The organism is Mesorhizobium sp. STM 4661, from assembly GCF_000359125.1.
Taxonomy (GTDB): Bacteria; Pseudomonadota; Alphaproteobacteria; order Rhizobiales; family Rhizobiaceae; genus Mesorhizobium.
The window spans coordinates 81,416-95,349 of sequence record NZ_CAAF010000025.1 but is presented as its reverse complement, the minus strand read 5'-3'; the positions used below and the strand labels follow the sequence as shown (position 1 = coordinate 95,349).

At 60.5% G+C, this 13,934-nt stretch carries 11 protein-coding genes; 5 read left to right on the top strand and 6 right to left on the bottom strand.

The annotated features are described in order from the left end of the window. Positions 1 to 165 precede the first annotated feature (165 nt). Positions 166 to 1,098: a peptidylprolyl isomerase gene (locus MESS4_RS07730; RefSeq protein ID WP_006328542.1), complete on the bottom strand. Its 933-nt coding sequence runs from the start codon at positions 1,096 to 1,098 to the stop codon at positions 166 to 168. 241 nt (positions 1,099 to 1,339) lie between these two features. On the opposite strand from MESS4_RS07730, the gene secA reads away from it, so the two are divergent. Further along, positions 1,340 to 4,072, top strand: coding sequence for a preprotein translocase subunit SecA (secA, locus tag MESS4_RS07725; RefSeq protein WP_006328540.1), 2,733 nt, complete (start codon positions 1,340 to 1,342; stop codon positions 4,070 to 4,072). Between the two features lie 153 nt (positions 4,073 to 4,225). On the opposite strand, the gene MESS4_RS07720 is transcribed toward secA, so the two are convergent. The 4 genes from MESS4_RS07720 to MESS4_RS31105 are packed head-to-tail and all read right to left on the bottom strand — an operon-like array spanning position 4,226 to position 8,639. Next, positions 4,226 to 4,405 (bottom strand): hypothetical protein, encoded by a 180-nt coding sequence (locus MESS4_RS07720; RefSeq protein ID WP_006328539.1) that lies wholly within the window; start codon positions 4,403 to 4,405, stop codon positions 4,226 to 4,228. An 18-nt stretch (positions 4,406 to 4,423) separates the two neighbouring features. Next, positions 4,424 to 4,774: a TnsA endonuclease N-terminal domain-containing protein gene (locus tag MESS4_RS31110; RefSeq protein ID WP_051070854.1), complete on the bottom strand. Its 351-nt coding sequence runs from the start codon at positions 4,772 to 4,774 to the stop codon at positions 4,424 to 4,426. Further along, positions 4,761 to 6,779 carry a DEAD/DEAH box helicase family protein gene (locus MESS4_RS07710; protein WP_006328537.1) on the bottom strand — a complete coding sequence of 673 codons (2,019 nt, stop codon included), beginning with the start codon at positions 6,777 to 6,779 and terminating at the stop codon, positions 4,761 to 4,763. The genes MESS4_RS31110 and MESS4_RS07710 overlap by 14 nt, the downstream gene beginning before the upstream one ends. A gap of 3 nt (positions 6,780 to 6,782) precedes the next feature. Further along, positions 6,783 to 8,639 carry a site-specific DNA-methyltransferase gene (locus MESS4_RS31105; RefSeq protein ID WP_006328534.1) on the bottom strand — a complete coding sequence of 619 codons (1,857 nt, stop codon included), beginning with the start codon at positions 8,637 to 8,639 and terminating at the stop codon, positions 6,783 to 6,785. 481 nt (positions 8,640 to 9,120) lie between these two features. On the opposite strand from MESS4_RS31105, the gene MESS4_RS07695 reads away from it, so the two are divergent. The 3 genes from MESS4_RS07695 to MESS4_RS07685 are packed head-to-tail and all read left to right on the top strand — an operon-like array spanning position 9,121 to position 12,047. Next, positions 9,121 to 10,521, top strand: coding sequence for a lipopolysaccharide biosynthesis protein (locus tag MESS4_RS07695; RefSeq protein WP_006328526.1), 1,401 nt, complete (start codon positions 9,121 to 9,123; stop codon positions 10,519 to 10,521). Further along, positions 10,521 to 11,801 carry a GNAT family N-acetyltransferase gene (locus tag MESS4_RS07690; protein ID WP_006328525.1) on the top strand — a complete coding sequence of 427 codons (1,281 nt, stop codon included), beginning with the start codon at positions 10,521 to 10,523 and terminating at the stop codon, positions 11,799 to 11,801. Before MESS4_RS07695 ends, MESS4_RS07690 begins: the two co-directional genes overlap by 1 nt. Before the next feature lie 45 nt (positions 11,802 to 11,846). Further along, the gene (locus MESS4_RS07685) at positions 11,847 to 12,047 is read left to right on the top strand and encodes a hypothetical protein (protein WP_006328524.1); all 201 of its coding nucleotides are present in this window, start codon (positions 11,847 to 11,849) and stop codon (positions 12,045 to 12,047) included. 55 nt (positions 12,048 to 12,102) lie between these two features. Here the strand turns inward: MESS4_RS07685 and MESS4_RS07680 are convergent, their stop codons facing one another. Beyond that, a complete protein-coding gene (locus MESS4_RS07680) occupies positions 12,103 to 13,002 on the bottom strand; it encodes a LysR family transcriptional regulator (RefSeq protein ID WP_006328522.1) in 900 nt (299 codons plus the stop codon). Positions 13,003 to 13,099: 97 nt separating this feature from the next. Here MESS4_RS07680 and MESS4_RS07675 point away from each other — a divergent pair, with 97 nt between their 5' ends. Then, entirely contained in the window at positions 13,100 to 13,933 is an 834-nt protein-coding gene (locus MESS4_RS07675) for an SDR family oxidoreductase (RefSeq protein WP_006328520.1), read from the top strand. The last annotated feature ends 1 nt before the right edge of the window (position 13,934 follow it).

The following is a 13,934-nucleotide window of genomic DNA, read 5'->3' as shown; positions in this document are numbered from 1 at the left end:
CGCGGTTCCCCCTCTCCGTCTCGGCTTCGCCGAGCCACCTCTCCCCCACTTTCGTGGGGGCGAGGAACCCAAGCTGGATTGAAGCCGCGATCCTTCGCACCCCCTCTGCCCCGCCGGAAATCTCCCCCGCAAGGGGGGAGATCGGCAGCTTCGCCGATGGCGCGCCTACTTGGTGCTTTCCAGCGTGTCGACCGTTTTCTTCAGGTTGGCGTCGGGAATTTCGACCTTGGCGGCGGCGCGCAGCGACTTGACCAGGGCGAAATATTTGTCGCGGATGACGGCCTGCTTGGCCTGGTCCTTGACCTCGTCGAAGGCCGGCGGCTGCTTGGTGCGCTTGTCCTCGACCTTGATGACGTGCCAGCCGAACTGCGTCTGCACCGGCTGCTCGGTGTACTTGCCGACCGCGAGCGCAAAGGCAGCCTTGTCGAATTCCGGCACCATCTGGCCAGGTCCGAACCAGCCGAGGTCGCCGCCACTGGTCTTGCCGCTCGGGTCGCTGGTGTTCTCGTTGGCGAGCTTCTGGAAGTCGGCGCCGCCGTCGAGCTGCTTGATGATCGCGTCGGCCTCTTCCTTCGTCTTCACGAGGATGTGACGGGCATTCACCTCGTTGGTCGGCGGGGTGTTGGCGATTTCCTGGTCGTAGCGGGCGCGAACCTCGGCATCCGTGACCTTGTCGACGACGCCCTTTTCGACCAACTCGCCATGCAGGGCGCGCTGCTGCAGGAACGCCATGCGGCGCTGGAAATCGGGATCCTTGTCGAGGCCGTCGGTGACCGCCTGGGCGGCCATGACCCTGATTTCGATCGCCGCCGAAAGTGCCGCCGCGCGCCGCTGTTCGGGCGGCAGCTGCGCGAACTGCTGCGACAGCTCGCCTTCGGCAAGCCCAAGGTCCGCCTCGGTCAGCGTCTGGCCGTTGACGGTCGCGACCACGGCATTCGGATCGACGGGTGCCGCCGGCGCGGGGGCGGTCGGTTGGGCGGGCGCCGCAGGCTGGGCGGGAGCGGTATCCTGCGCCATCAGCGGCGACAGCGAGAGAGCCGACAACCCGACGGCCAGACCAAGGCTGGCGAACGACGCACGGCGGAACAATAGGGACATAAGATGTACTCCGATGGGATTGGCGGCTGTTCAGATCAGCCAGATTGTGGCGGAATTTGGCGCGGTCGACAGGGCGAGCGCGGCGTTGACATCGATTGAGCCCCCTCTTATCTGTCCAACGACTTTGCGTCCAGAACCGTTTTCCGGGCGCTTTTTGCGTTTGTCCGCGTTTCACGCGGAATTGATGGGGCCGGCCGGTGCCCGTCGCAACGACTAGGAATGCTATCGAAAGGGCCATTGGATGGTCAGTCTCGGCGGTCTCGCCCGTAAGGTTTTCGGCTCCTCCAACGATCGTCGGGTCAAGTCGACCCGGCCGCGCGTCGAGGCGATCAACGCCATGGAAAACGAGATGCGGGCGCTCTCCGACGCCGAACTGACGGCCCGCACCGGGAAATTCCGCCAGGACATCGCCAACGGCGCCTCTCTCGATGACCTGCTGATACCGGCCTTCGCCACCGTGCGCGAGGCGGCGCGCCGCGTGCTCGGCATGCGCCCGTTCGACGTGCAGCTGATCGGCGGCATGGTGCTGCACAATGGCGGCATCGCCGAGATGCGCACCGGCGAGGGCAAGACCCTGGTCGCCACGCTGCCCGTCTATCTCAACGCGCTCGCCGGCAAGGGCGTCCATGTCGTCACCGTCAACGACTATCTTGCCACGCGCGACTCCGAATGGATGGGCCGCGTCTACAAATTCCTCGACCTTACCGTCGGCGTCATCGTCCATGGCTTGTCCGACGAGGAACGCAGCGCCGCCTACGCCGCCGACGTCACCTACGCCACCAACAACGAGCTCGGCTTCGACTATCTGCGCGACAACATGAAATACGAGCGCGCCCAGATGGTGCAGCGCGGCCACAGCTACGCGATCGTCGACGAGGTCGATTCCATCCTGGTCGACGAGGCGCGCACGCCGCTGATCATTTCCGGTCCGCTCGAGGACCGTTCGGAAATGTACAACACCATCGACGCCTTCATGCTGAAGCTCGGCCCGGCCGACTACGAGATCGACGAGAAGCAGAAGACCTCGATCTTCACCGAGGACGGCACCGAGAAGCTGGAGAACCTGCTGCGCGACGCCGGCCTGCTCAAGGGCGAGTCGCTCTACGACGTCGAGAACGTCGCCATCGTCCATCACGTCAACAATGCGCTGAAGGCGCACCGGCTGTTCCAGAAGGACAAGGACTATATCGTGCGCAATGGCGAGATCGTCATCATCGACGAATTCACCGGCCGCATGATGCCCGGTCGCCGCTATTCGGAAGGCCTGCACCAGGCGCTCGAGGCCAAGGAGCATGTGGCGATCCAGCCGGAGAACCAGACGCTCGCCTCCGTTACCTTCCAGAATTATTTCCGCCTCTACAAGAAGCTTTCCGGCATGACCGGCACGGCGCTGACCGAGGCCGAGGAATTCGGCAACATCTACGGCCTCGAAGTCACCGAGATCCCGACCAACCTGCCGGTCGTCCGCGTTGACGAGGACGACGAGGTCTACCGGACGGTCGAGGAGAAATACAAGGCGATCGTCAAGGAGATCCGGGAGGCCAGCGCCAAGGGCCAGCCGACGCTGGTCGGCACCACCTCCATCGAGAAATCCGAGCAGCTCGCCGAGCGCCTGCGCAAGGAAGGTTTTAAGGATTTCGAAGTGCTGAACGCCCGCCACCACGAGCGCGAGGCGGCGATCGTCGCCCAGGCCGGCAAGCCCGGCGTCATCACCATCGCCACCAACATGGCCGGCCGCGGCACCGACATCCAGCTCGGCGGCAATGCCGATATGCGCATCGCCGACGAGCTTGGCGACATGCCGGAAGGTCCCGAGCGCGCGGCGAAGGAAAAGGCCATCCGCGACGACGTCGCCCGGCTGAAGGAAAAGGCGCTTGCCGCCGGCGGCCTCTACGTGCTCGCCACCGAACGCCATGAAAGCCGCCGCATCGACAACCAGCTGCGCGGCCGTTCAGGAAGACAAGGCGACCCGGGCCGCTCGAAATTCTTCCTGTCGTTGCAGGATGATCTGATGCGCATCTTCGGCTCCGAGCGCATGGACGGCATGCTGCAGAAGCTCGGCCTCAAGGAAGACGAGGCGATCATCCATCCCTGGATCAACAAGGCGCTGGAAAAGGCGCAGAAGAAGGTCGAGGCGCGCAACTTCGACATCCGCAAGAACCTGTTGAAATATGACGACGTCTCGAACGACCAGCGCAAGGTGGTGTTCGAGCAGCGCATCGAATTGATGGACGGCGAGGGTCTTCCCGAAATGATCGCCGAGATGCGCGAGGGCGTCATCGACGAGATCGTCGCCAAGGCCATTCCCGAAAACGCCTATGCCGAGCAGTGGGACGTCGCCGGCCTCAAGGCCGAGGTGGCCGAATTCCTCAACCTCGATCTGCCGATCGACGAATGGGTCAAGGAAGAGGGCATCGCCGAGGACGATATCCGCGAGCGCATCACCCAGGCCGCCGACGCCGCCGCCAAGGAGCGCGCCGAGCGTTTCGGCCCCGACGTCATGACCTATGTCGAGCGCTCGGTCGTGCTGCAGACGCTCGACCATCTGTGGCGCGAGCACATCGTCAACCTCGACCATCTGCGCTCCGTCGTCGGCTTCCGCGGCTACGCCCAGCGCGACCCGCTGCAGGAATACAAGGGCGAGGCGTTCGAGCTGTTCCAGGCGCTGCTGGGCAATCTGCGCCAGGCCGTCACAGCGCAACTGATGCGCGTCGAGCTGGTCCGCCAGGCCGCCGAAGCGCCGCCGCCCGAGGCGCCCGACATGTTCGGCAGCCACATCGACGGCACCACCGGCGAGGACGATTTCGACGGCGGCGAGACGGCACTCCTGGTCCGCCAGGAAACCCACGCCACCGTCGCCCCCGAAAACCGCGACCCCAACAACCCGGCAAGCTGGGGCAAGGTCGGCCGCAACGAAGCCTGCCCGTGCGGGTCGGGCAAGAAGTACAAGCACTGCCACGGCGCGTTCGCGTAAGCGCCGCCTTCCCTTCTCCCCGTTCACACGGGGAGAAGGTGCCCGAAGGGCGGATGAGGGGGCGCGGACGTATGCGGTTAGCCAATCTCCCCACCTGAGGGGGAGATGGCCGGCAGGCCAGAGGGGGGCGCTGTCCCGCCAACGTATCCGTTGTTACGCCGCCTTCAGCCGCACCATCTCGGCCTCAAACTCGAACTTCAACTGCGCGGCCTCTTCTTCCGGTAGCCAAAGCACCATCTGTGGCACGATCTTGCGAAAGAGCCGGGCGCTGTCCTGATCCCACGGTAGCGTTTCCGCGCCACGCGCCGTGCAACCGTTACGGGCCAGGGTCATTCTTCGCGTTGCATGAATTTAGCCGATCGTCGCAATGTCGTAGGTCATCCCTCGCTGCCGGCACCAGATTTCAGCCGCCTTACGCTTGCGCTGTACATCATTGCTGTCGATGCGACTCGGATCTTTGACCTCGACGATTGCCTTGCGACCATCCTCGTATTCCACGAGGAAATCCGGTGAATAGCGCCTTTGATGCTTTTGACCATCGATCCAAGGAATAACCAACTGGTGTCGCTTCATCCATTTGACCACGTGAGGATCACTTTCTAGCCGGCGCATCATACGGCGTTCCAGATCGCTGTCGTATTTCTCAAAACTCCAAGGGCTCTTGTTAGGCGCAAAGAAGTTGCCGCGCTTACTGATCGTCATGTTCGATCATCCCGGCAACGAGACCCGGTATCGCTGCCACACGGGACTTCATCTGCAGCAGCATCTTCCAAGCGTAGTCGACCTCTGCACGATCAGCTAGGCCAAGAGAGTTTCCGCTCATAAATTTTCGCCTGACGTGCTGCATCAGCCCACTGTAAACGCGGTCCTTGAAAGTGGCGGCATACCCTGCTGCGATTGTAAGGTCCTCCGCGATCTCAAGAACTTGGGCCTTCACAGCTTCACGAACATCCGCATCAGAAATTATCGGCTTTGTAGCCTTCCAAGGTTCCAACTCCGGCGCAGACTGGACCACCTTCCAGCCCTCCCCGGCAAGTTCCTGCCCTGTCACACCAGCGATCTGAACACCGGTAATCTCGGTCACGGTCGGCTCATACTCGATCATATCCAAGTGCAGCCGCCAGCCTTGCATTGGTTCGGGAGCGACGTCGAACTCTCCCAAGTCGAATTCACCGACGCCCACCAAATTTGGATCAATCGGCGGCACATCGATCACATTTCCAGGCGCGTCCATAACTTGCTTCGGCGGAGGTTCAGGCAGATCCTCGGTTTCATCAAATAGGTCGTCGATCTGCACACCTTCCCGTCGCTTGGCGTTGAAGATGCGCCACAGCCAGTCGTGCCCTAATTTGGGATGGTCAACCGCCGCACAAATTTGCGGCTCATCTGGAGTTAAGCCGGCAGTTCTGACACGACGCAGACCGCGCCCAATCACCTGTTGACCATAGACCTCACTTGAGAACTTCCGTAGAAGCAGAATCACGCCAACTTCTGGAACATCCCAGCCTTCACGAAGCATAAGCACGCTCACAACGGCGCGGTAAGGATTTCCCCTCTTCCGCTGCTGGCTAAGTTCGCGCGCTTTTTGCCGCTCGGTTTCATCACTGTCCTCCGTAACGAGCAATGTACGAATCTTGAAGAAGGCATCCAGCGTGTGTGCCGCCTTCTCCGCATCAGCCTTACATACGGCAACCACGAAAAGGATCGGCTGATAACGTCCCTTGGCGCGACGCTCCTGCTCTTCAAGTCGACGCAGCGCTATAGCCATTTGCTGGCGCATCGGTTCGTCATCCGTCACCCACTGTGTCGCCGATAGGCCTAATCTATCCACCTCTGCCCAATCGATTTCCTCGACACGTCGCTGTTCGCCGCTGCGAGCGTCCGTGTAAGTTAGTTGGACCAGGGTGATGTCGGGCTGATATACGACCGGCGTTTTGATAATACCGTCATAAAGCGCCTCTTGCACTCCATACTCATAAATCATAGTGCTGTCGGGTGTGGTTCCGTCCGCGCGATCGGGTGTGGCCGTGGTATCCACACGCAAGATTGTCTTCTCCCTCATCTTTCGCAGTGCTAAATCATACTCAGTTGCAGCCGAATTGTGTGCCTCGTCATTGAAAACGGCGAAGTCAGGTCCATTCATAAGGCCCGATAGATTGCTTTGTCCGGCTTTATTGCTTGCATAGAACTGATGAATGTTACCTATTATAATGTTGGCACCGAGCAGCCCCGCCCATCCGCTTCCATTGCCACCAAGTGTCAGGGAGGCAAAGTCCTCCGGCCTTACTCCTGACCAAGAAGGTAGGAGGTCGCGATCGGCAAACACTTTTCCCTTTTCGAAGTCTTTCTGCAGCCTATCCTTCACGATTAGGTTGGGGCAAAGGAGCACGAACTTCTGTGTCCCGTGTGCTATCCGTAACCAAGCAATTAAAGCGGCGATCAAGGCCGTCTTGCCACCGCCGGTCACGATGTTTAACAACAGGCCGTTCGCGCCTATCGTCTTCCCACCCAACACCTCGTGAGCGTAGACCACCCTCAAGAAGGCCTCCCACTGGTGTGGCCACAATGTCCCTTCGCGAGGCGCCGTGTCGTCTTCTACCGAGGTAAGAGCTTCCACAAATCGGTAGGATTCAGGTGACAGCCCTGGCAGACCGTCACGCCGCCACGCGGCGAACTCGTCTTCGTAGGGCCCAAACTGATTGAACATTGTCTAATTGACCTCGACTTTGCCCGTCCACAGGCCCTCGCCGCCCATATCGTCTTGAACCTTGGCTGCCACGGTCTTCCTGCCGGAAGAAGCAAACTCATAGTCCGCCGTCATGGCATCCGCGCCGCGCTTATATGCATGGCCGGGGCTGGATGAGAAGTGCTCACCATAGTCAAAGTCCCACTGCACATTGATAATTTTTGCCCCTTGGTTCATCACGATGCTGTCTCCCGCATCGAAGCGATAGTGCCTTGATCCTAAGCGCTTCCAGGCGACTTCCACTTTTGGTGGCTGTACAAAGGTCAAAAAGTTGGCGTAGTCAGCATGATCCGTGGACAACGCGGCAACATGCTCGCGGAAACGCGGCGAGTCGATCCGGATTTGTTCTAAGCGAATAAAGTCGAGGTCTGTTGCTTCCAGCCGCTTCAATCGCTCGGCCGCCTGTACAGCGTCGGGTTTAAATGCCCACGCCAGCATGATCCCGTCACGCAGATTGTCCTGCTGATAGCGAAGCCCCCCACGCACGGCGTTGGCGAACGCGACGACCTCTTCAGCAGTAACACTCTTTTTCGGATCTGGATTTCCGACCCAGACCGGCACAGCGCCCTTCATACCATGGATGGTGCTACCCTCTTCCGGCACGGCGCCGAAGGCACGAAGTACAAACGCACGGAATTGATCAGGAGGCGTTTTGGCCAATCGGCCAGTCTCATAGACGCCCCAGTGTTCGACCGTGAAGTCTGGCACAGGGTACAGGCGCCCGGTGCCCTCTTCTACTTGGCGCGTAATTCGACCGGCCGTGATCGCTACTGCTACGCGAGATTGGTCACAAGCGATCCAGCGACGATTTAGACGATGAGCAACAAACGGTGTGACCCCTCCTCCGCCAAAAAAATCCGCGACAACGTCCCCCTCTTCGGACGAAGTTTTAATGATATATTCCAGCAAGGTCGGCGGCTTTTCGGTAGGATAGCCTATTCTATAAGTCTTGTCGGCTGGTTGAAGCATAGAAATTCTCCATACATCATCCAGGGCACGCGAGTTTTTCATTATATATATGATGTTCCCATCTTCGTCTCGCGCGTTCACTGCGCGCCCGCCGACCTTCTTGCGTGCAAGCCGCTTCACCGGCTGCTCAAGCGGTATATCAACAGGTGAAAATTTTGGTGTCCCTCCAGATTTAGCATATACAAGAATGGAATCATGCGATCTAGGGAGCAATTTTTTTCGACGATCGTGCATTTTGTTGTAGTAGTACCAGACAACCTCATTCCGAAAGGCATCTGCACCGAATATTTTATCAAGCTCTACCTTGACGTAATGGACAGAATGCCAGTCTAGATGAACATAAATACTCCCACCTTTTCTTAGAAGTCGCTTCATTTCATACAGGCGCGCATTCAACCAGATAAGATAGCCGGGCATCCCTCCTTCCCAAATGTCGGAAAAGGAACGCAGCTCGTTCTGGTCGCCAAAAATGACATTGTAGTTCCGACCTGAGAAAAACGGCGGGTCAATATAGATCAGGTCAATACTTTCACTTGGAAGTTGCCGCATGACATGCAGATTGTCGCCCCAAAATAGCCGGTTGGGCTCAAGCTCCGGGTGGCCGAATGCTACACGCTCGACAACCTGAAAAGGCAAAGGCGCCAGCGGAAAAAGCTTCCGAAAACCGCGCCGTCGGTCCCATCCAAGGGGTTCCCTTTCGACAGGAACTGACCCAAATCGCGCTGGCGGTCGCCAAAATTCCTCCTGTGATGGCAAAGCGTCCTTGGCTTCGTCTGTGTCGGCTATAGCCGGTGGGGCAATGAAATCGCCTTTTGCTGGCCCTTTTTTATGTTCGGACTTCTTGTCATCCATTGTTTTCCTCCACCCCTATTTCGAGTCGCAATCATCTGCACCAATCGAAGGACATACAAGTTCCGAGCGGTGTACAACACCTAGGCGCTATGGCTTTGAATTGCGCAGCTCGAAAAAGTTATCCACACCCATCAAGCCGCCTCCCTTAGTCTTGATGACAGTTTCTCCGGCTGGAGTGCCCATCCCGGCAGGGAAGAGCCGTTGCACCCATTCAATGGCCGAACGGCTTAGGAAGCACAGGCCGAGGCAATTCCTCTGGCCCTCACCATGGCTCCCTGCCCATCGGGCGTTCTGCCCCTTCAAAAGGTCCACTGGACCTTTGATCCGCCCGAAGGCGGACCGGATCTTCACCGTTCGCGCTCGAAAGCCAAACCATTGGCCTTTCGCCCGCTGCGCCGACCCTCCACCCCACCCAACCGTTTCTTAATGTGTTCTCGCTACACGCATAGGCAGAAAAGAGGCGGAAAACGGAGAGTATTGGGTGCGCTTTTCCGCGGCGACGACAGCCGGGCGGTTCCTGCCGCAGCGCCTTGCGCTGCGCGTAAAGCCGTTGCTTGGCCGCATCGACGCCGTGCTGTTCACCGCCGACGAGCGCGGCGAAGCCGGGCGCATGTCGCTGATCGCCTTTTCCGTCCGCATCATCAGCGCCGTCATCGCCTTCGTCAGCCAGGTGCTGATGGCGCGCTGGATGGGCTCGTTCGAATACGGCATCTTCGTCCTCGTCTGGGTGACGATGGTCATCGTCGGCAATCTCGCCTGCCTCGGCTTCCACACCTCGGTCATCCGCTTCATTCCCGAATACAGCGAGCGCGGCATGCTGGCCGAATTGCGCGGCATCGTGATGACCAGCCGCCTGTTCGTGCTGATTGCCTCCACCGCGATCGCAGCCCTTGGCGCGCTCGGCGTCTGGCTGCTCTCGCCCTTTATCGAAAACTACTATGTCGTGCCGTTCATCCTCGGCCTCATCCTGCTGCCGATGATCGCCATGTCCGACCTAGTGCAGGGGCTGGCGCGGGCGAACTCATGGGCGCTGTTCGCGCTCTCGCCGACCTTTCTGATACGGCCGGTGCTGATCCTGGCCTTCATGGCGCTGATGCTTCTGCTGGGCTATGCGCCCGACGCCAAAACCGCGATCTTCGCCGCGATTGCCGCCACCTATGCCACCACGCTCGGCCAGCTCATTGGCGTGACGTCGCGCATCGATAAAAAGATCCCATCCGGACCGATGAAGGTGCATTTCGCGCAATGGTTCATCGTGTCGCTGCCGATCTTCCTGGTCGAGAGCTTCTTCTTCCTGCTCACCAATGCCGATGTGCTGATGGTCGGCGCCTATATGGACCCCGACGACGTCGCCGTCTATTTCGCCACGGTCAAGACGCTGGCGCTGGTGCATTTCGTTTACTTCGCGGTCAAGGCCGGCGTTGCCCAGCGCTATGCGCAATTCACCCATGGCGAACCGGAAAAGCTCGCCGCCTTCGCCCGCGAGACGGTGTCGTGGACCTTCTGGCCGTCGCTGGCCATGGCGCTCATGGTGCTGGTGCTGGGCGAGCCGATGCTGACCCTGTTCGGCCCCGAATTCACCGCCGGCTATCCGTTGCTGTTCCTGCTGGTCTTCGGCGTCGTCGCGCGGGCCGCCGTCGGCCCTTGCGAAAGCCTGCTCACCATGAGCGGCAACCAGAACATCTGCGCCGCCGTCTATGCCATGACGCTGGCCTTCAACATCGGCCTCAACGTGCTGCTGATCCCGCTTTTTGGTCTGTGGGGCGCCGCCATGGCTACCGCCTTCGCCATGATCTTCGAGGCAGCCGCGCTGTCCTTCACCGTCTGGCGCAAGCTCGGCATCGTCATGGCTATTTTCGTACCTGCCAAAGGAGCCGCGTGATGGCTGCCATCCCCTTGCTCGAAGAAACCAGCGGCGGCCCGGCCGGCGCCATGGTGTCCGGTCTGGCCGGGCTCGCCCGCGAGGCCGACCCCGCCCATATCGAAATCCTGGCCAACAACCGCCCCGAGCGCAAGCTCGCCATCTATCCGGCCTCCGCCGGCTTCGACCTGGTCGAGGAACTGGATTATCTCTGCGCCCGCACGATCGAGCCCAACATCTTCTTCAATCCACGCTTCCTGGCGCCGGCCATGCCGAGGCTGGAAGACCGCGAGGTGCGGCTGGCGGTGATCCGCGACGGCGACGAATACCGTAACCGGCTGCGCCTGCTGGTGCCGTTCTCGGTGGAGCGGCCGGGCGTGCCGCTCGGCGTCCCGGTCATGCGCACCTGGTCGAGCCCGTTCGGCCCGATCGGCACGCCGCTGGTCGATCGCGACGATCCGGTCGGCGTCATCGAGGATTTCTTCGCGATGCTGTCGCGGCCGCATCTCAAATTGCCGAAAGTCTTCGTCCTGCCCGACGTCAGGCTCGACGGCCCGGTGGCGAGCCTCTTTGCCAGCGTCGCCGAAACGCATGGCCTGACGCTGGTCATCACCGGCAAGGCCGAACGCCCGGTGCTCGAAAGCGAACTCGACGGCGAAGCATATCTGAAGGTCTCGCTTCGCGCGCATCACTATCGCGAATTCCGCCGCCTGAAGCGCCGCCTCGGCGACCTCGGCCGGCTGGAGCACCAGGTGGCGCGCGGGCCGGAGAATATCCGTCATGCCATCGAAAGTTTCCTGACGCTCGAAGCAGCCGGCTGGAAAGGCCGCGAGCGCACCGCAATGGCCATCGACCGCTACCGCGCCGCCTTCGCCCGCGAGGCCGTGCACCGGCTGGCCGAACAGGATCTGTGCCGCATCCATTCGCTGACGCTCGACGACCGCACCATCGCCAGCCTGATCGTCTTCGTCGAGGCCGGCGTCGCCTACACCTGGAAGACGGCCTATGACGAGACGCTGTCCGCCTATTCGCCGGGCACGCTGTTGATGATCGAGGTGACCAGGCAGCATCTCGACGACCCCAACATCATGATGACCGATTCCTGCGCCGTGCCCGACCATCCCGTCATGAGCAGGCTGTGGATGGAGCGCAAGCCGATGGGCACGCTGGTCATCGGGCTTTCGCCGGACGCCGACCGCCTCGCCCGCCAGGCGGCGTCGCAGCTTCATCTCTACCGCGAGACCCGCAACATGGCGCGCCTCCTGCGCAACCGGATGCGGAGCTTGCTGGGGCGGCGGTAGACCTGGGCGGTAGACCTGGATGACGATCTCAGGCAAAGATAAGCCATGAGCAACGAGATCTGGACAGCCTTCATCTACGGTATCTTTGCCCTTGCGGCGATCGGCTGGCTGGTGGGTGCGTTCATCGATCGCAGCCCGAAGGCAGGTCTCGCCCTGCTGGGATACACTCTGGTTGTACCAGCTGTTGGCGCGATGTTGATGGGCTTTTTCTGGCTGTTTACCGTACTGTGGGCAGAGGCCGGCTGATCATCCGACCGCGCCCGCCAGGAGGTATGTAGGGTGTCACTTCTTCACGGCGTATTCATCGCGCCTTGTCTGCCTCTTTCAAAATGTCGATGAAGGCACGGAGTGGTGACGGCACGTGTCGATTGCGAGGGTAGTAGAGCGCCAGACCGGGCATCGGTGGACACCAGTCAGCCAGAATGGTGACAAGCCGCCCCGACTTTAGAAACGACTGGGCGAAGTGTTCCGGGACGTATGCTATGCCGCGTCCGGCGGCCGCTGCCTCTACCAGGAGATCATTGTCGTCCAAGGTGAGATTGCCTGGGACGTCGACAGCAAATTCGGCGCCGCGTCTGGAAAACTCCCACCGATAGCGCTTTCCGCTGGGCAGACGTTGGCGGATGCAAGAATGAGCGTGTAGATCATCGGGCGTGTTGGGAGTTCCACGACCTTGGAGATAAGATGGAGCGGCTACGGCGATGAAACGAACGTCGCCGCCGAACCTGACCGCGACCATGTCTTGGGGGACGGCTTCAAGAAGGCGCACGCCGGCGTCGAAACCCTGTTCCACGATATCGACAAGCCGGCCTTCCGAGACGAAATCGAGCTCGACTTCGGGATTTAGATCAAGAAATCGCGGGATGACATCCCGAAGAAGAATGCGGGCGCCGCTTTTATTCGCATTGATCCGCAGTTCTCCACTCGGACTTCCACGCGCCTCGGAAAGTGTATCGAGCGCCTGATCGAGATCCTGAAGAACCGGATCGAGCCGAGCAAGCAGCTGAGCCCCAGCCTGGGTTAGCGATACGCTGCGTGTCGTGCGGTTCAACAGGCGGATACCCAGTTTGCTCTCCAGCCCGATGATCGCGTGACTGAGCGCCGAACGCGACACGCCCATCGCGTCGGCGGCCTTACGGAAACTGCGATGGCTCGCCACTGCGGCAAACGCTGCCAGATCGTTCAAACTGGGACGCACCATCCGTGAAAATCCCTCACCAACTCATCTCGTCTTGGCGATCTTATAGCACCAATCGTCCTGAACTACATTGGAGAGGAACAGAAGAGAGAGAATTCACATGCCGAAAACATGGTTCATCACCGGAGCATCTTCAGGTCTTGGCCTTGAAATGACGCGGCAGTTGCTCGCCAGAGGCGACAAGCTGGTCGCCACGACACGCCGCTCCGAACCATTAGCGGGCTTGCAGCAGCAATACGGGGAAAGCCTTGACGTCGTTCTGCTTGATCTCGCGGACACGGCGGGCATTCAAACGGCCATCGACAGCGCATTCCAACGGTACGGCCGGATAGACGTGGTCGTCAGCAATGCTGGCTACGGACTGTTTGGTGCGGCCGAAGAGCTGACGAATGCCCAGATCGATCAACAAATCGCCACCAACCTCACCGGATCCATCCATCTGATCCGCGCCGCACTGCCCCATCTTCGTCGGCAGGGAGGCGGACGCATTCTGCAGGTTTCCTCCGAGGGCGGACAAATCGCCTATCCCTGCTTCAGCCTCTATCACGCGACCAAGTGGGGCATCGAAGGCTTCGTCGAATCCGTCGCACAGGAAGTGGCACCCTTCGGCGTCGAGTTCATCATCGCGGAGCCCGGCCCGACAGGCACGAATTTCGGGGCAAACCTCGTCCGTGCCGATGCGACGAATGTCTACGAAGAAACACCCGCCGGAGCCGTGCGGCGCGCGATCAACGATGGCAGCTTCGTGTTGAAGGGCGATGCGGCGCGAACCGCGGCAGCGATGATTGCAGCGGCCGAAAGCGCAGCGCCTCCTCTGCGCCTGACGCTCGGCAGCGCCGCCTATTCCTCGATCTCGCAGGCCCTTTCTGCGCGCCTGGCCGCCCTCAAGACACAGCAGGATGTGGCGAACTCCGCCGACCGCCAGGATCTGTGAT